The organism is Postechiella marina (assembly GCF_039538365.1).
Classification (GTDB): Bacteria; Bacteroidota; Bacteroidia; order Flavobacteriales; family Flavobacteriaceae; genus Postechiella; species Postechiella marina.
Genome location: NZ_BAABCA010000005.1, coordinates 102,000 through 119,913, shown reverse-complemented (window position 1 = coordinate 119,913; position 17,914 = coordinate 102,000). Strand labels below are relative to the sequence as shown.

The following is a 17,914-nucleotide window of genomic DNA, read 5'->3' as shown; positions in this document are numbered from 1 at the left end:
CTTTTTTTAGATAACTTTAACACGCTAAAACGAACTTAAATACCTAAATTTGCACGACCTTAAAAGGAGCTTATATCATGCAAAAAAAAATCACCAATATTCTTTTTTCAACACGCTTAACAGCTGTTTTATTTGTTGCATTTGCAGTAGCAATGGCAACAGGTACCATTTTAGATGCAGGGCAAGACACGTCGCCTACAGCATATACTAGAAATTTAATTTATAATACATGGTGGTTTGAGGGTATTATGCTCTTTTTTGTTATCAATTTTGCGGGTAATATTGTTAGATTTAGACTTCATAAAAAAGAAAAATGGGCTACTTTACTTTTGCATTTAGCATTCTTATTTATTTTAATAGGCGCATTTATTACACGATATGCAAGTTTCGAAGGCATGATGGCTATTAGAGAAGGTGCTACAGAAAACACATTTTTGTCTAGAAATACATTTTTAACAACTTATATAGATGGCGATTACGAAATTAATGGCGTACCACAACGCTTGCCATTAGAAAAAGAAGTCGATTTTTCTAAACGATTAGACAATAAATTAAAAATAGAAACACAATATAATAAGCAGCCAGTAAGCATAGAGTTAGTAAAGTTTATAGCAGGAGCAGAAGAAGATATTGTACCAGACGAATCTGGTGAAGAATATCTTAAAATTGTTGAAGCTGGTGGTAACGGTGCGCACAATCATTTTTTAAAAGTAGGACAGGTTCAAAGCATTCACAATGTTTTATTTGCATTAAATAAGCCAACACAAGGCGCAATTAATTTTACATATACCAATGATGGTATTACTATAAAATCTCCTTTTGAAGGCGATGTATTAACTATGGCAACTATGGCACAAAGCAAGCTGTATAAAGATAGTTTACAGCCTTTTTTATTACGCTCTAGATATGTTATTGGCGATATGCAAATAGTAGTGCCAAAACCTGTTGTTAAAGGTCATTTTGATATTGTTCAAAAATCGAAATTATTAAAAAATGACGAAGATGGTGTCGTACTTAAGGTTACTACTAATAACGAAACTAAAACTGTTGGTTTATTAGGAGGAAAAGGCATGAATAATGCGTTTAAACAAATAAAAGTTGGCGGATTAGATTTTGCTTTTAAGTACGGTTCTAAAATTTTCGATTTACCATTTAAAGTTAAATTAAACGATTTTGAGGCAGAACGTTACCCTGGTACAGAGCGCGGTTACTCTGCATATTCTAGTAAAATAACGGTTTTAGACGAGCAAGAAGGCGATTTTGATTATAAAATTTTCATGAACAATATTCTAGACCATCGTGGCTATCGTTTCTTTCAATCTGGGTTCGATCCAGACGAGAAAGGCACCATTCTTTCTGTAAACCATGATTATTGGGGGTCTTTAATAACATATATTGGTTATTTCTTATTGTATGCAGGCATGCTAGCTATTTTATTTGTTAAAGGTTCGAGATTTGATGATATAAGAAATCAACTTAAAAAAATAAAGGCTAAAAAAGAGAAAGTTGTTACTGCTATTTTGTTGTGTTTAAGTTTAAGTGGTTTTGCACAAGATGCGCATAAGCATTCTGGACCTACCAAGGCTCAAATAGATTCTGTTTTAGGTGTTCATATTACACCAAAAGAACATGCTGCAGAGTTTGGCCATATGGTAATTCAAGATTTAGGTGGTCGTATGATGCCTGTTAATACTTATGCATCAGAAATGCTACGTAAGTTAACTAAAAGCGATACTTACGAAGATTTTGATGCTAACCAAGTCTTTTTATCTATTCACGAAAGTCCGCAATTATGGTACAATGTTCCAATTATATATTTAAGAGCTAAAAAAGCCGATTCTATAAGAAGATTAATTGGTGTAGACAAAGAAGTAGAGTTTGCAACCCTAGCCGATTTCTTTACAGAAAGAGGAGAATATAAATTAACACCTTTTTTAGATGAAGCTTATAAAGCACAAGTACCTAATGGGTTTCAAAAAGAGTTTAAAGAAGCAGATCAGCGTGTAAATTTATTGTACAATACGATACAAGGGAGTTCTCTTAAAATATTTCCGTTACCAGAAAACGAAAATAATAAATGGATTTCTGCACAAGAGTTTGCAACAGGAGAGCATAAAGTACAAGATTCTTTGTATGGTAATTTTGTTAAAAACGGATTTAGAGCTTATTTGTACACTTTAAATCAAGCAAAACAATCGGGCGATTTTTCTGAAGCAACAAAATTACTAGAAGCTTTTAAAAAAACACAACACAAATATGGTGGCGATGTTATGTTAAGCGACGATAAGGTAAAAACCGAAATAGCTTATAATAAATACGACATATTTAAAAAACTGTTTAGTTGGTATATGTACGCAGGTTCTTTATTGTTTATTCTGTTAATCGTCCAAATTTTTAATAATAAGAGTAAAGCCTTAAATAAATCTATAGCAGTATTTAAATTTGTAATTATAGGGTTGTTTATACTACATACTTTAGGTTTAATTACACGTTGGTATATCTCTGGTCATGCACCTTGGAGTGATGCTTACGAATCTATGATTTATGTCGCTTGGGCTACAATGTTATTCGGTTTATTACTTGGTGTTAAAAAGAGTGATTTAACTATTGCATCTACTGCATTTGTTACTTCTATGATTTTAATGATAGCGCACTGGAACTGGATGGATCCTGCTATAGCAAATTTACAACCGGTTTTAAATAGTTATTGGTTAATGATTCATGTAGCTGTAATTGTAGCAAGTTATGGCCCTTTTACCTTAGGAATGATTTTAGGTGTTGTAGCGTTGTTTTTAATGATAGCTACTAACGAAAAGAACAAAGCCAAAATGCTTATAAACATAAAAGAACTTACCATAATTAACGAAATGGCACTAACTGTTGGTTTAGTTATGCTTACCATTGGTAACTTTTTAGGTGGTATGTGGGCTAACGAGAGTTGGGGACGTTATTGGGGCTGGGACCCTAAAGAAACTTGGGCGCTTATTAGTATTATGGTTTATGCCTTTGTAATACACATGCGTTTAGTGCCAGGTCTTAGAGGGCGTTGGTTTTATAACTTAATGTCTATTGTGGCTTATGCTAGTATATTAATGACATATTTTGGAGTTAATTTCTATTTGGCAGGTTTACACTCTTATGCTAGCGGAGACCAAATTGTAAGTGTTAAGTTTATAGCAATAGCTTGTGGTATGGTTGCAATCTTGGCTTTTTTCGCTTATCGTGGTTATGCTAAGTATTATAAAAAGTAAGATGTAAAATACGTTTTTAGTTTAGTCAGATTTATTAACAGAACCTACAAAATTAAAATGATTTAGAGATGAAGCTATTTAAAGAGTTTAAAGAGTTTGCGGTAAAAGGTAATATGATGGATATGGCCATAGGTATTATTATAGGAGCTGCCTTTAATAAAGTTGTAGATGTATTAGTTAAAAAGGTTATGTTACCTCCACTATCTTTATTAACAGACGGTGTAAATCTTCAAAATAAACGTATTATTTTAAAAGATGCAGTTACAGATGCATCTGGAGCTATTTTAAAAAACGAAGTGGCAATAGGTTATGGGGCATTAGGCGAAGCTTTTCTCGATTTTATTATTGTTGGTTTTACAGTATTTGTAATTGTAAAATTTATGAATAAATTACGTAATAAAGCTCAAGACCCTAAAAATAAAACTGTGGCAACACCTAAAGATATTGAATTACTTACGCATCTTACAGAACTTATGGAAGAGCAAAATGCTATGTTAAAAGCAAAGCAATAGTTATGGCAAAAACAGGGCGAGAAAAGAATACCAAAAATAAAGCCAAACATTCTAAGTTAATGAACCGTAAAAAGAATAAGGCTAAATCAGAAAAAGAGTTACGTAAAGAGCGGTTAAGAGTTATTATTCAAAAGGTTAAAGCTAAGAATAACCCAGACTAAGCTTAGTATAACATAAATGTAATATAAATAAATGCTAGAGTTTAAAAGTTAATGTCTAAATTTAGAGACGCTATTACTTTTAATTCACTTAAAACATTTATTATGCCTTGGTATAACGACCTTAGACCAGTTTCTGATGATGGAAAAATAGATTATTCCTTAGTATTTCCAGATTTAAAAAACACAGAACGCAAACGTATTATTCAAGATATTCTCGATTTACGTGAGGATTTAGATCTTAAAGTTCCTGAGAAAAATAGTGACCGTAGTGTGCTATTGGCAAGTTGGAATATTAAAGAATTTGGGCATTTAAATGAACGCCTGCCAGACTCTTATTTTTTTATAGCCGAAATTATTAACCGATTTGATATTGTAGCTATACAAGAAGTAAAATCTAAACTAGACGATTTATTTATTATAATGCGTCTTTTAGGAAAAAATTGGAGTTACATTATTACAGATATTACAGAAGGACATGCGGGTAATAAAGAGCGCTTTGCGTATATATTCGATACCAGAAAAGTAAATACATCGGGATTAAGTGGCGAAATTGTACTGTGGGATACTTTAACGCAAAACTCTACAGTAAAGCAACTAAAGCGTACACCAGCCATTACAGGTTTTACTGCTGGGTGGAAATCTTTTTCTTTAATTAATGTACATTTTCAGCCTAAAAAAAAAGCGAATGATATTAGAAAAGAAGAGGTCGATTTACTTATGGCAGCCATCAAAGAAAAATTAAAGAGAAAACATTTTTGGAATGAAAATTTAATTATGTTAGGCGATACAAATTTGTATAAAACCGATGGCGATATTGTTGATGTTATTACAAAATCTAACTTTTTTGAAGCCGAAAGCTTAAAAGGTAAAGTGACTAATGTTAGCGAAACAGAAGTTTACGATCGTATTTTTTTAAACGTAAATAAAAAATATTTTCATTTAGAAAAAGACGAAAACGGTAAAGATATAGGAAATGTATTTAAGCCTTTTGAATCGGTTTACTCCGAAGAAAAAAGACATTTTTATCATGATTATATGTTAGCACACAAAGACGATCCTAGTACACTAACATCCGATGCTAAATTTAAATCGTATTACCATCAATACTGGAAACGCAATCAGTTGTCAGATCATAATTTAGTTTGGATAGAATTTACAATAGACTCCACTAATGCTTTTTTAAAGAGTAAATTATAATAAGTTTTTAACATTGTTAAACGCGATAGCCTTAAAGTTTGTAATAACTTTGTTGGCAGTAGAGTAGTCTTGGTTTTTAGAGTGTATACTATCAAAACCAACACAAAATATATTTGCAGAATTAGCAGCTTTAATTCCGTTTGTAGAGTCTTCGATAACAAAGCACTCCTCTCTGTTAAAACCAGAAGCTTCTGCAGCTTTAATAAAAATTTCTGGATGTGGTTTAGATGCTTTTAAATCGGCTCCACTTAATTTAGCTTTAAAATATGGGTTTAAATTAAACCTATTAAAAATACGGTTTATACTTGGCATAGAGGCAGACGAAGCTAAAATTAAAGTTAAACCATTAGCATGGTAATCTTTAATTAAGTCTAACACGCCATCAATTAAATCAAAGGTTTTATCGTTTTCAAAAATTTGCTCGTAATGTTTTCTTTTAATAGATACCAATGTCTCTGGAGATGCATCAAGGTTAAAAGTTTCACAAACTTGTTTGCATACATTTAATGTAGATTGACCTGTAAAAGCTTCATATTGCTCGCTTGTTACATCTGCATTTACGTCTTTAAACATCATATGGTAAGCTTTATGGTGCAAAGGTTCGCTATCTATAATAACACCATCCATATCAAATATAACTGCTTTTAACATTGTATCTTTTTTTTTACGAAGATATTAGAAAGACAAATAATACCAAATATATTTAAAATTGATTTTAGGATAACGACATAAAAAGTTATTTTAAAATTTAAAAGCTGTAATTTGCTTGCCCAATATTATTATGATATTAAATATTGTAAATAAGAAAAACGATCTAGTTTATGAATAACACAAACAAGGCAACTACAAACTTCCATAAAAGAAACAAGCACAAATCAGGGTATAATTTAGATGCTTTAGCTGCTATTTATCCAGATTTAACACCTTTTGTTTTTGTAAATAAATTCGATAAAAAAACAATAGATTTTGCAAACCCTAAAGCTGTTAAGGCTTTAAATACTGCTTTGTTATTTAAACATTACGATGTTGCGTATTGGGATTTTCCAGAAGCAAATTTATGTCCGCCAATTCCTGGTCGAGTAGATTATATTCATCATTTATCAGATTTGTTAAACAAATCAGAATTAAGAGAAAATATTTCTGTGTTAGATGTGGGTACAGGAGCCACATGCATTTATCCCATTTTAGGTCAGTCTGTTTATAATTGGAGTTTTGTTGGTACAGATATAGATCAATCATCTCTTAAAAATGCTCAGAATATTATTAATAAAAACGAATTGGGAGAATACATTTCGCTAAGGCATCAACCTCAAACATCATTAATCTTAAAAGGTGTTATAAAAGAGGACGATCAATTTTCTATAACCATGTGTAATCCGCCTTTTTATAAGTCTGAAACTGAAGCTCTAGAAGCTACAACTAGAAAATTAAAAGGGTTAAAAAAAGACGATAAGCCAACCGTTAGAAACTTTGCAGGAACCTATAACGAGTTGTGTTACTTAGGAGGCGAAAAAGCTTTTCTGCATAATTATTTATACGAGAGTTCTTTGTTTAAAGAACAAAGCCAATGGTTTACATCTTTAGTGTCTAAAAAAGAGCTAATAAAAGGTATGGAAAAATCATTAAAAAAGTTAGGGGCAACTCAGGTAAAGGTTATTAATATGGGACAAGGTAATAAACTGTCTCGCATTTTGGCATGGACATTTTCTAGTTAATAACAATATCAATTTCAACTCTAAAAATTTGATGAGTTTATTGAAAATAATGAGGTGATTTTAGGTTTTTAATGCGAATTTTTTCGAATAAAATTACATTTGCTACTTTATATATAAAATGGCTATATTGTACTACCTTAATAAGCACTATAGCTAGGTTTTTAAAAGCTTGAATTTATAGTGCTTAACTAAATTTAGACTAATAATATAGCACATGAAAAAATTAGCATTACACTGGAAAATAATAATAGGAATGGTTTTAGGCATCATATATGGGCTTATAATGCTTTCTTTAAATGCCGAGTGGTTTGTTCGAGATTGGGTAGAACCTTTTGGTGGTATTTTCGTTAAAATGTTAAAGCTTATTGCTGTGCCTTTAATTTTAGCGTCTTTAATAAAAGGTATTTCAGATTTAAAAGATATTTCTAAGTTTAAAAAAATGGGATTGCGTACCATTATAATCTATGTTTTAACAACAGTAATGGCCATTACCATAGGTTTGGTATTAGTTAATACTATAAAGCCAGGAAACGGTGTTACTCAAGAAACCGTAGAAACTTTAAAAGATAAATATTCTAACAGCGATAAAGCAACAACTATAATAAGCAATGCAAAAGCGCAAAAAGAATCTGGGCCATTACAATTTATTGTAGATATGGTGCCCGATAATGCGGTGTACGCCATGAGTAATAATAAGTTAATGCTACAGGTTATTTTCTTTTCTATATTGTTAGGTATTTGTATGCTTTTAATACCCGAAAAAGATGCAAAACCATTAAAAGATTTTTTCGATTCGCTTAACGAGGTTGTTTTAAAAATGGTCGATTTAATTATGTTATCTGCACCCGTAGCAGTATTTGCATTGTTAGCTACCGTAGTAGTTTCTGCAGACGATCCAGATATTCTTTTAGCCTTATTAAAGTACACTGGTGTTGTCGTTTTAGGTTTAGCATTAATGATTTGTTTTTATGTTACCGTAGTATCTATTTACACAAAAAGATCTCCGTTATGGTTTTTAAATAAAATAAGTCCTGCGCAACTATTAGCATTTTCAACAAGCAGTAGTGCAGCAACTTTACCAGTAACTATGGAGCGTGTAGAAGAGCATATTGGTGTAGATAAAGAGGTAACTAGTTTTGTATTACCAGTAGGAGCAACCATTAATATGGATGGTACTAGCTTATATCAAGGTGTTGCTGCGGTTTTTATTATGCAGGTTTTATGGCCAGAAGGACTATTATTTAGCAATCAACTAATTATAATAGTAACAGCTCTTTTAGCATCCATTGGTAGTGCAGCAGTTCCAGGAGCAGGTATGGTAATGCTTGTAATAGTGCTAGAGGCTATTGGTTTTCCTTCAGATATATTACCTATAGCACTTGCTCTTATTTTTGCGGTAGACAGACCTTTAGATATGTGCAGAACCGTAGTAAATGTAACAGGAGATGCTGCAGTATCTATGATTGTTGCAAAATCTTTAGGCAAACTACACGATCCAAAAGTGAAAAACTGGGACGATAATTACGATGCTGTTAAATAAATAATAATGAAAACAATTACTATTTCTAAACCATTAGTTACTACAGATTGGCTAGCAAATAATTTAAAAGCAGATAACCTTGTTGTGCTAGATGGAACCATAAACAAAGTTTTTAATGACTCTACACTACAAATACCAAAGGCACGCCTTTTCGATATTAAGAAAAAATTTAGCAATACTGCAAATCCTTTTCCTAGTGCATTTCCATCTATCGCGCTATTTCAAGAATCGGCACGAGAACTAGGTATAAATAATAATAGTGCTATTGTGGTTTACGACGATAAAGGTATTTATTCCAGCGCACGTGTTTGGTGGTTGTTTAAGGCTTTCGGATACAAAAATGTAGCAGTTTTAAATGGTGGCTTTCCTGCGTGGTTAAACGCAAAATTACCTACAGAACCTATGGAAACTTATACTGGAGAAATAGGCGATTTTACACCAAAGTTACAACCAGAATTAATGCGCTTTTTTAACGATGTGCAAACCGCATCGCAAGCAAAAACACATATTATAGTAGATGCCCGATCTTCTGGGCGTTTTAATTGCGAAACACCAGAACCTCGCGAAGGGTTACGAATGGGAACCATTCCAAATTCGGTTAATTTACCTTTTACCAATTTATTAAACAATGGCATTTTTAAGTCGCAAGTAGAAATAGAGCACCTATTTAAAAATGTGGCTGAAAAAGACGACGATATTATTTTTTCTTGCGGATCTGGAATTACAGCCTGTGTGCTGGCATTAGGCGCAGAACTTTCTGGATACAAAAACATATCGGTTTACGATGGTTCTTGGACAGAGTGGGGCAGTTTAGTTACAGAGTAGACGTTTAGTTAATAGAAGCTATTTCCCGCTTTCCGCTATATCTTTTTGAGAAAAACAAAAAGGATGCCGCATCAATCGGGGCTAGATTATCAGCTATGTTTGGGGGTAATATAAATATATGGTTTTGTATTAAAACGCTTATAGATAAATGCTAATTACTTCATCATCAATTTTAAAAGTATAACCTTCAACTAAACAAAACATTAATCATAATTTTTTTTAGCATCATTTTGTTTTTAATTATAAATAGTAATAAGTGGAGCTTAGTTAATTAGATTCTTTTAATAAAAAGCAACAAGCCATCGGTATACCTTCAATAAAAAAAGCAGAATATCTTAAATCGTTTTTTTAATTATATTTGCATCTTAATTTTGGCAATAACAACTGCCTGTAACCGTTCCGCTTGGAGCTTGTAACATCTACATTTTATTAGTTGTAGAAAGGTTTATAAAAGGCAATATGGAAAAAAGTAAACTTAAAGATTTTTTATTATCATTCGAACAAATACCTACTTTATTATACCTTTTTAAATGGATTTTAATCTGTTTAGTATTAGGTGTGTTAGCAGGAAGTGTTTCAGCTTTTTTTCTAATAAGTTTAGATTGGGCTACAAATTATAGAGAATCTCATTTATGGATTATTGCTCTTTTGCCTGTAGGCGGTTTTATAATTGGCTTATCTTATCACTTATATGGTAGCAGTGTTGTAAAAGGTAACAATTTATTACTAGAAGAATTCCATTCGCCTAAAAAAATAATTCCGTTTAGAATGGTACCTCTGGTTTTATTTGGTACAATTTTAACGCATTTGGTTGGTGGTTCTGCTGGTCGAGAAGGCACAGCAGTACAAATGGGTGGAGCTATTGCCGATAGGTTTACAAAAGTACTTAAATTATCTAATCGAGATAGAAAAATTCTTTTAATAGCAGGTATTAGTGCTGGTTTTGCCTCGGTTTTTGGTACGCCATTAGCTGGTGGTATTTTTGCACTAGAAGTGTTAGTATTGGGTAGAATACGTTTAGATGCTATTATACCAAGTTTTATGGCTGCTGTTTTTTCTAACTATTTTTGCGAAATATGGAATGTATCGCATACGCATTACAATATAAGTGTGGTTGCCCAAATAACACCTGTAAATGTTTTATGGGCTCTGTTAGCTGGTATTATTTTTGGACTTGTAGCCATGCTTTTTTCTAAATCGACACATTTTTGGAGTAATCTATTTTCTAAACACATAAAGTATCCACCACTTCGACCTGTTATTGGAGGCGCAATTTTAGCAATAATTTTATATTTTATGGGAACCACAAAATATATAGGTTTAGGTATACCTATGATTGTTGATGCGTTTAGCGAAAACCTTAATTCTTACGATTTTTTTCTTAAAGTCTTATTTACATCTTTTACCTTAGGAGCTGGTTTTAAAGGTGGTGAGGTAACACCTTTATTTTTTATAGGTGCTACATTAGGCAATGCACTTATTTGGTTTATACCGTTGCCTATGCCTTTACTTGCAGGCATGGGGTTTGTAGCTGTTTTTGCTGGTGCAACTAATACGCCTATAGCTTGTACTATTATGGGAATCGAACTTTTTGGAATAGAATCTGGTGTGTTTATTGCTTTGGCTTGTTCTACAGCTTATTTATTTTCTGGACACTCTGGTGTGTATGCTTCGCAAATAATTGGGAGTGCAAAACACGAATCGCTTGATAAAGAAATGGGACTTTCTTTGTCTGATATTAGTAAGAATAGACATAAAGAGTGAGGTTTAGATAATATTTTGTGAAACAGCCTAGCAGGAATGGGTATTAGGTATGACTGTACGTGTTTAATTTATAGTTGTTTAGTCATTTCGACAAAAGGAGAAATTGCATAACCAAACTTCAGTGAGTAAAGTGTGGGATATCTTACTGCGTTCGACATTACAGTACGTGTTTAATTTATAGTTGTTTAGTCATTTCGACGAAAGGAGAAATCGCATAACCAGACTTCAGTGAGTAAAGTGTGCGATGTCTCACTGCGTTCGACATGACAGTACGTGTTTAATTTATAGTTGTTTAGTCATTTCAACAAAAGGAGAAATCGCATAACCAGACTTCACCCTAAAATAAAAAAAGTACTTATATTTATTTCATGCAAAATAAATACTTCGTTTATATTACAACGAATCAGTATAGAACAACTTTATATATTGGTTTTACCAACAATATTCAAACAAGATTATCTCAGCATTATTTTGATAGTCAGAATTCAAAAAAGTCTTTCGCGGGTAAATATGCTTGTGTTTACTTAGTTTATTATGAGGTTTTTGAGTTCCCAAAAGAGGGTATACACAGAGAAAAGCAATTAAAAAAGTGGAGTAGGCGTAAGAAGAATATGTTAATAACAGATTTTAATCCTAAATGGGAAACGTTGAATAGTCAAGTTTTTTAAAAGATGGGTATATATTCGTTTCGATTTTAGCAAAAATCACCATAGCAAAGCACCAGTGATTAACGAGTGCAATGTCTCACTGCGTTCGACATTACAGTACGTGTATAATTTATAGTTGTTTAGTCATTTCGATAAAAGAAGAAATCGCATAACCAGACTTCAGTGAGTAAAGTGTGCAATGTCTCACTGCGTTCGACATGACAGTACGTGTATAATTTATAGTTGTTTAGTCATTTCGACAAAAGAAGAAATCGCATAACCAGACTTCAGTGAGTTGCGAGTGCGATGTCTCACTGTGTTCGACATGACAGTACGTGTATAATTTATAGTTGTTTAGTCATTTCGACGAAAGGAGAAATCGCATAACCAAACTCTTGTGAGTTGAGAGTGAGATGTCTCACTGCGTTCGACATGACAGTACGTGTATAATTTATAGTTGTTTAGTCATTTCGACGAAAGGAGAAATCGCATAACCAAACTCTTGTGATTAGCGAGTGCAATATCTCACTGCGTTCGACATGACTGTGTGTGTTTAACCACAACTAAGTATCTTAAAATTAGAATTTATTTTTTTAGCACACATAATAAGTACGAATAGCAAAAAGAAAAAAATAAAACGTTTAAAAATAGCCACAACAAGTACGTGCGCAAGGGATTGAAACGACATCCTTTTTTTACTTACCATTCTATATTTTTGTGTTGAATTGGAAGTTTGTAGACAGCCATGTTACAAATTTTGGGCAATAACCTTTAAAAAAGATATAGTTGAAAGCCCGACCTTTTTAGGTTGCGCCCAAATTGCATTACTCTAAAAATTTACTTTTTAATTTTGGAGTTGGTATCATACAAGCTTCTTTTTTACCATACCATTTATAACGGTTTTTAGCAATATAGCTGTAAACCCAGTTGCGAATAAATGGAGGTACAATAAAAAAAACACTTAAAATATTAGTAGGAAAGCCTAATTTTGAAGCTATTTTTAAAGCAGCTGTACTTTTGGATACAATGCCTTTTTCTGGTATAAACAGTAAAATAGAATCTGTTTTTTTTGGGTCTATATTATAAGTTTTTATAAGTTGTTTGCCTATATTACTTTGTAAAGGAGCAAACATAAAGCAATCTTTTTTATCGTGTTTTATAACGTATTGCACAGAGGTGTTACATAGGTTGCAAACCCCATCGAAAAGAATTAGTTGTTTGTTTTTTGGTAACTTTATCATTTCTTCATAGCTTCTACAAGCTCTAATTGGTCTATACTAACGTTAGTCGTAAATATACCATAATTAACAACAGCTTTGTTTTTTTCAATTTTATCTACGGTACCAATAGAGCGACCGTCTTCCATACGTACGCGGTCTCCAAGTCTAATAATAGCTTTTGGTTTTGGGTTTTCTATAGCCTTTTTCTTGGCTTCCTTTTTCTTTTCGCGAATAATTTCAACTTTCTTTTCTACCTCTTTTTTTACTTGTATTTCTTTAGCCTTAACTTTCTTTTTTTGCTTGGCTGTTATTTTTTTGCGTTTAGAGTTTTCTATTTGTACAAGTCTAAAAAGCTCATCCATTAATGGACGTTTTTGCTTGTTGTTAAAGTACTTTTCGGCTATATCGTTTACCTTTTGGCCTAGATAGATAAGACGTTGATTGCTGTCGTATAATTCTTGATAGCTTTCTAGTTTTTTTTGAATTTTATTGTTTATTTCTTCAAGTTTATCGGCTTCTTCAATTTTCTTTTTCTCGTTTTGTTTAAGTGACTGTCCTGTTTTTTCAAGACGAGAACGTTCTTTTTGAAGTTTTGCAATAGTAGCATCAAAACGAACTTTACTGCGTTCTATTTTTTTCTTAGCACGATTTATTAAACTGTACGGGATACCATTTTTTTGTGCAACTTCAAAAGTAAAACTGCTACCTGCTTGTCCAATAACAAGTTTAAATAAAGGTTCTAACGTGCGCTCGTCAAATAGCATGTTGGCATTTAACATGTTTGGCAACTCGTTAGCCAATATTTTTAAGTTAGAATAGTGAGTGGTAATAATTCCAAAAGCTTCACGATGGTAAAATTCTTCTAGAAAAGTTTCTGCTAAAGCACCACCAAGTTCAGGATCAGATCCAGTTCCAAATTCATCGATAAGGAACAGCGTATTTTTGTTACATTTTTTAAGAAAATAGTTCATTTGTTTAAGTCTGTAACTATATGTACTTAAGTGGTTTTCTATAGATTGATTGTCTCCAATATCGCTTAAAACCCTATCGAAAAGGCAAACTTTACTACGCTCGTGTACAGGAATTAAGAGTCCGCTTTGTATCATAACCTGTAATAGCCCAACTGTTTTTAAAGTAATACTTTTTCCGCCTGCATTAGGTCCAGAAATAACTATAATTCTACTGTCTTGTTCTAAGCTTATAGTTTGCGGAAACGTAGTTTGCTTATTCTCTAAATTATTTAAATAGAGTAGAGGGTGGTAGGCGTCGCGAAGAAACATGCTGCGGTCTTCTGCTATTTCTGGAAGAATAGCATTCATGGATTTGGCATATTTTGCTTTTGCTGATATTACATCTATATCTATTAAAAAGGCTTGGTATTTTTCTAATAAAGGCAGAAATGGACGAATAAAATTGGTAACTTCTTTTAAAATACGGTTAATTTCTTCGTTTTCTTCAAACTCTAAATTATTTAACTCTCTAGAGTGTTGTAATGTTGTTTCTGGCTCAATATATACAATGCTTCCGGTTTTACTGCTCCCCATTATAGAACCTTTAACCTTACGTCTGTGCATGGCTTTTACTGCAAGTACTCGTTTGTTTTCTACAACAGACTCTCTAATATCATCTAAGTATTCTAAATTATGATACGTGTTTAATGCGGTAGAAAAACTAGCATTAATTTTACCTTTTATTCTGTTTATAGACTGTCTTAAATCGTAAAGTAGAGGAGATGCATTGTCTTTTATATCTCCAAAACGATCTACAATACCATCTATTTTATCTATAATTATTTTAGTTACCTCAACATAAAAAGCATGGTCGTTAAGTCCGGGGTAGTATTCTTTAAACTTTTTTAAGTAAGTAACAATTTCGTTTGCTGTAATACTAATAGATACTATTTTTTTTAAGCTATGTACTTCTAAATAAGTGTTTTCTATTTTTAAAAGTTTAATTTCTTTGCTAATAGAATCGAAACCATGATTAGGAATTCTATTATCGTTATAAAAAGAAGATAAATATTCGTTAGTTAATTTTAAAGCATAAAGTAAGTCTTCTTTAGATTTGTAAGGTGAAATTTTTAAAACACTTTCGTTACCTAAAGGTGTAATACAGAGTTCGCTTACTTGCTGTAAAACAGTAGAAAACTCTAAATCTTGTAATGTTTTATCGTGAATATTAATCATTCGTTAATCATAATCTGTTGTAAAAGCACAAATTTAGGAACTATAGAGCGAAAATGAGGAGAAAACCAATTTAAAATAAATTCTTTTCTAATCTTTGTAACTTCGTCGTCAATTTTAATACTAATACGGAAACTATAAATTTATGAATTTTTTTAAGCGCGTTTTATCTACAATTACAGGAATTATAATTTTCTGTGTTATTTGTTTTGTTGGTTTATTTCTTTTAGGTGTTTTGTTTGGATCTGGATCTGAACAAGAAATTAAAGTAAAACCCAATACGGTATTAGATTTAAAATTAGATTTTCCTATTAAAGATTATGCAGGTAAAACAGAATTTGCTGAGTATCCTTTTTTAAATGAAAACGAAAAAAATGGCCTTTTTAATATTATTGATGCCATTAATTATGCAGCAACAGATAATAATATTAAAGGAATTTCTATCGAAAATAATTTTATTAATGCTGGTATATCTCAAACAAAAGCGCTTCGGGATGCTTTATTAAAGTTTAAAACGTCAGGGAAATTTATAACTGCTTACGCCGATATTTACACACAGAAAGATTATTATTTAAGCTCGGTTGCAGATACTGTTTATATAAACCCTGTTGGAGCTATGGAGTTTAAGGGTTTGTATTCTCAGCGTTTATACTATAAAGATTTTCAAGAAAAATCGGGTTTAAAAATGGAAGTTGTTCGTTTTGGTAAGTATAAAAGTGCTGTAGAGCCTTATTTAGCAAACAAAATGAGTGCAAATAATAGAGAACAAATAACGGTGTATTTAAATTCTATTTGGAGCGAGATAAAAAAAGAAATATCAGACAGTAGAGGTGTTACTGTTACTAGACTTAATACTATTGCAGATAGCCTTTTAGCTAGAAATGCGAAATTAGCTAAAGCAGCTAATTTGGTAGATCGTGTTGCTTACTACGATGAGTATATTGGCGATTTAAAGCAAGCTATAAATGTTGAAGACAAAAAGAAACTTGAGCGTATTACCATTAAAAAGTATGCTAAATATGTTGCGCCTAAAGTTAGAAAAGGAAATTATAAAAATAAGATTGCTGTTATTTATGCAGAAGGTGAAATAATTTATGGTGAAGGCGATTTAGGTTTTGTTGGGCAAGGCAGTATGAACAAATCTTTAAAGAAAGCTAGGGAAGACGATAAAATTAAAGCAGTTGTTTTAAGAATTAATTCTCCCGGAGGAAGTGCCTTAGCGAGTGAGCTAATTTGGAGAGAAATAGAACTTACTAAAAAAGTAAAACCTGTAATTGTGTCTATGGGTAATTTAGCTGCTTCTGGAGGATATTATATTGCTTGTAATGCCGATAGAATTTTTGCAGAACCCACAACTATTACGGGCAGTATTGGTGTTTTTGGCACATTGCCTAATGCAAAAGAACTGGCAGATAGTTGGGGAATAAATGCAGAACAGGTAGTAACAAATAAAAATGCAGTAACTTATAGCTTTTTTGAGCATTTAAATGATGAGCAACGTGCATTTATTAAAGAAGGAATTGTAGATATTTATGAATTGTTTACTGGTAGAGTGGCAGAAGGAAGAAATATGACACAAGATGATGTGAAGACTATTGCTCAAGGTCGAGTGTGGACAGGAAGTGATGCTTTAAAGAATGGGTTGGTAGATGAGTTAGGTGGATTAGATTTAGCTTTACAATATGCTGCACAACAAGTAGAAATGGATAGTTATAAAATTCAAGAATTCCCAGTGTTTGAAAAAAACTTAGATAAAATGCTAGAAGATTTTGGTTTGGTTAAAACAAAAGAGTCTATTTTAATAGAAGAGCTAGGAGAAGAAAATTATAAAATATTGAAAGAAATAAAGGCTATGTCGAAACGTAAAGGTGTGCAACTATTATTTCCTTTTGATGTAGAAATTAAATAAAACTATTTTAATAGTTTTTAAAATAAAAACAGATGCATTTTTGCATCTGTTTTACTTTTGTAAATTTAGTTAGTTTGATAACCATCTCCAAGTTGTAGGCTTAGTATAAAGCCATGTGTATTACCTAAAGGAGAATTTTTATTAGCTATATTGTAGTTATAAATAGCCCGAATATTATTAAATAAATAAAATCCTGCTAAAAAGTTTATAGAATTACTTGTTCTATAACCTGTTCCTATTTCAAATTTGTTTTTAAAACTAACAGCAACGTTAATGTCTGCTTGTAACGGGGAGCCTTCTTCATGTTTTAATAAGAGATTAGGTTTTATCATTAAATCGCGAAAACGGTTACTGTAAATACGATAGCCTAAATATCCATAAAAAGGACTTTTTAAAATCAATCTATCGTTTGATGCTAAGGCGTCTCCTATAACATTTGGAGTAGAAAACCCGACATAAAAAGAAGCATGGTTAAATAAAAAGCTTAAACCCACTGTTGGTATAGATGTGTTTATATCTTGAGCAAACTTTGGATCGGTTATAATACCCAATTCTGTTAAGTTGTTTTGGTATTGCTGCAAACCTGCAGTAATGCCAAAAGATAGAACACCAGCATCGTAGAGTTGCCAGTAAGGCCTGTTACTTTTAAAATCGAAAAATATTTTATAAGAATAGGCTGCAAAAAAAGAAGTGGATGTAGTAACTCCTATTTCGTCTCGAATTATACCAGCACCAAGCCCCATTTTATTGTTACTTAATGCCCCGTGCCCGCTAAAAGAAAAACTTCTAGGGCTACCTTCAAATTGATTAAAAAAGCCAGCGTTGCTCATAGAAAACTCTGTGTTTCTAGTTAAACCAGCATAAGCAGAGTTTATTAAAAATGGATTGTAGTTATACTCTGAAAACATAGGGGTTTGTTGTGCATTTAAGCAAATTGTAAACCCAATTAATATAGCTAAAGCTATTATTTTTTTTGTAATATTCATTTGT

At 32.0% G+C, this 17,914-nt stretch carries 14 protein-coding genes; 10 read left to right on the top strand and 4 right to left on the bottom strand.

What is annotated here, in order from left to right:
* Positions 1-77: 77 nt before the first annotated feature.
* From ABD715_RS12080 to ABD715_RS12065, 4 genes are all read left to right on the top strand, one after another.
* A complete protein-coding gene (locus tag ABD715_RS12080; protein ID WP_344788507.1) occupies positions 78-3,251 on the top strand; it encodes a cytochrome c biogenesis protein CcsA in 3,174 nt (1,057 codons plus the stop codon).
* A 68-nt stretch (positions 3,252-3,319) separates the two neighbouring features.
* The gene (gene mscL, locus ABD715_RS12075; protein ID WP_344788506.1) at positions 3,320-3,763 is read left to right on the top strand and encodes a large conductance mechanosensitive channel protein MscL; all 444 of its coding nucleotides are present in this window, start codon (positions 3,320-3,322) and stop codon (positions 3,761-3,763) included.
* A 2-nt stretch (positions 3,764-3,765) separates the two neighbouring features.
* Positions 3,766-3,924: a hypothetical protein gene (locus tag ABD715_RS12070; RefSeq protein WP_344788505.1), complete on the top strand. Its 159-nt coding sequence runs from the start codon at positions 3,766-3,768 to the stop codon at positions 3,922-3,924.
* A 51-nt stretch (positions 3,925-3,975) separates the two neighbouring features.
* On the top strand, positions 3,976-5,121 hold the full coding sequence (locus tag ABD715_RS12065) for an exonuclease/endonuclease/phosphatase family protein (protein WP_344788504.1): 1,146 nt from the start codon (positions 3,976-3,978) through the stop codon (positions 5,119-5,121).
* On the opposite strand, the gene ABD715_RS12060 is transcribed toward ABD715_RS12065, so the two are convergent.
* Positions 5,116-5,772, bottom strand: coding sequence for an HAD family hydrolase (locus tag ABD715_RS12060; protein WP_344788503.1), 657 nt, complete (start codon positions 5,770-5,772; stop codon positions 5,116-5,118). The two genes, ABD715_RS12065 and ABD715_RS12060, sit on opposite strands and share 6 nt — an antisense overlap.
* A gap of 170 nt (positions 5,773-5,942) precedes the next feature.
* Between ABD715_RS12060 and rlmF the strand changes: the two genes are divergently transcribed.
* From rlmF to ABD715_RS12035, 5 genes are all read left to right on the top strand, one after another.
* Positions 5,943-6,836 (top strand): 23S rRNA (adenine(1618)-N(6))-methyltransferase RlmF, encoded by an 894-nt coding sequence (rlmF, locus tag ABD715_RS12055; RefSeq protein ID WP_344788502.1) that lies wholly within the window; start codon positions 5,943-5,945, stop codon positions 6,834-6,836.
* A 214-nt stretch (positions 6,837-7,050) separates the two neighbouring features.
* On the top strand, positions 7,051-8,376 hold the full coding sequence (locus tag ABD715_RS12050) for a dicarboxylate/amino acid:cation symporter (RefSeq protein WP_344788501.1): 1,326 nt from the start codon (positions 7,051-7,053) through the stop codon (positions 8,374-8,376).
* 6 nt (positions 8,377-8,382) lie between these two features.
* Positions 8,383-9,201 (top strand): sulfurtransferase, encoded by an 819-nt coding sequence (locus ABD715_RS12045; protein WP_344788500.1) that lies wholly within the window; start codon positions 8,383-8,385, stop codon positions 9,199-9,201.
* Between the two features lie 459 nt (positions 9,202-9,660).
* Positions 9,661-10,965, top strand: coding sequence for a voltage-gated chloride channel family protein (locus ABD715_RS12040; protein ID WP_344788499.1), 1,305 nt, complete (start codon positions 9,661-9,663; stop codon positions 10,963-10,965).
* Positions 10,966-11,333: 368 nt separating this feature from the next.
* Entirely contained in the window at positions 11,334-11,633 is a 300-nt protein-coding gene (locus ABD715_RS12035) for a GIY-YIG nuclease family protein (protein WP_344788498.1), read from the top strand.
* An 803-nt stretch (positions 11,634-12,436) separates the two neighbouring features.
* On the opposite strand, the gene ABD715_RS12030 is transcribed toward ABD715_RS12035, so the two are convergent.
* Positions 12,437-12,853 (bottom strand): thiol-disulfide oxidoreductase DCC family protein, encoded by a 417-nt coding sequence (locus tag ABD715_RS12030; RefSeq protein WP_344788497.1) that lies wholly within the window; start codon positions 12,851-12,853, stop codon positions 12,437-12,439.
* Positions 12,850-15,018, bottom strand: a complete 2,169-nt coding sequence (locus ABD715_RS12025; protein WP_344788496.1) for an endonuclease MutS2 — start codon at positions 15,016-15,018, stop codon at positions 12,850-12,852. The genes ABD715_RS12030 and ABD715_RS12025 overlap by 4 nt, the downstream gene beginning before the upstream one ends.
* A gap of 142 nt (positions 15,019-15,160) precedes the next feature.
* Between ABD715_RS12025 and sppA the strand changes: the two genes are divergently transcribed.
* Positions 15,161-16,924: a signal peptide peptidase SppA gene (gene sppA / locus ABD715_RS12020; RefSeq protein WP_344788495.1), complete on the top strand. Its 1,764-nt coding sequence runs from the start codon at positions 15,161-15,163 to the stop codon at positions 16,922-16,924.
* Positions 16,925-16,989: 65 nt separating this feature from the next.
* On the opposite strand, the gene ABD715_RS12015 is transcribed toward sppA, so the two are convergent.
* On the bottom strand, positions 16,990-17,910 hold the full coding sequence (locus ABD715_RS12015; protein WP_344788494.1) for a PorP/SprF family type IX secretion system membrane protein: 921 nt from the start codon (positions 17,908-17,910) through the stop codon (positions 16,990-16,992).
* Positions 17,911-17,914: the final 4 nt, after the last annotated feature.

Bases quoted from the DNA above. Each gene is read 5' to 3' on its own strand.
- ABD715_RS12045 (WP_344788500.1), top strand. From the start codon at position 8,383: ATGAAAACAATTACTATTTCTAAACCATTAGTTACTACAGATTGGCTA.
- rlmF (WP_344788502.1), top strand. From the start codon at position 5,943: ATGAATAACACAAACAAGGCAACTACAAACTTCCATAAAAGAAACAAG.
- ABD715_RS12065 (WP_344788504.1), top strand. From the start codon at position 3,976: ATGTCTAAATTTAGAGACGCTATTACTTTTAATTCACTTAAAACATTT.
- ABD715_RS12060 (WP_344788503.1), bottom strand. From the start codon at position 5,772: ATGTTAAAAGCAGTTATATTTGATATGGATGGTGTTATTATAGATAGC.
- ABD715_RS12025 (WP_344788496.1), bottom strand. From the start codon at position 15,018: ATGATTAATATTCACGATAAAACATTACAAGATTTAGAGTTTTCTACT.
- ABD715_RS12030 (WP_344788497.1), bottom strand. From the start codon at position 12,853: ATGATAAAGTTACCAAAAAACAAACAACTAATTCTTTTCGATGGGGTT.
- sppA (WP_344788495.1), top strand. From the start codon at position 15,161: ATGAATTTTTTTAAGCGCGTTTTATCTACAATTACAGGAATTATAATT.
- ABD715_RS12035 (WP_344788498.1), top strand. From the start codon at position 11,334: ATGCAAAATAAATACTTCGTTTATATTACAACGAATCAGTATAGAACA.
- ABD715_RS12015 (WP_344788494.1), bottom strand. From the start codon at position 17,910: ATGAATATTACAAAAAAAATAATAGCTTTAGCTATATTAATTGGGTTT.
- ABD715_RS12080 (WP_344788507.1), top strand. From the start codon at position 78: ATGCAAAAAAAAATCACCAATATTCTTTTTTCAACACGCTTAACAGCT.
- ABD715_RS12070 (WP_344788505.1), top strand. From the start codon at position 3,766: ATGGCAAAAACAGGGCGAGAAAAGAATACCAAAAATAAAGCCAAACAT.
- mscL (WP_344788506.1), top strand. From the start codon at position 3,320: ATGAAGCTATTTAAAGAGTTTAAAGAGTTTGCGGTAAAAGGTAATATG.
- ABD715_RS12040 (WP_344788499.1), top strand. From the start codon at position 9,661: ATGGAAAAAAGTAAACTTAAAGATTTTTTATTATCATTCGAACAAATA.
- ABD715_RS12050 (WP_344788501.1), top strand. From the start codon at position 7,051: ATGAAAAAATTAGCATTACACTGGAAAATAATAATAGGAATGGTTTTA.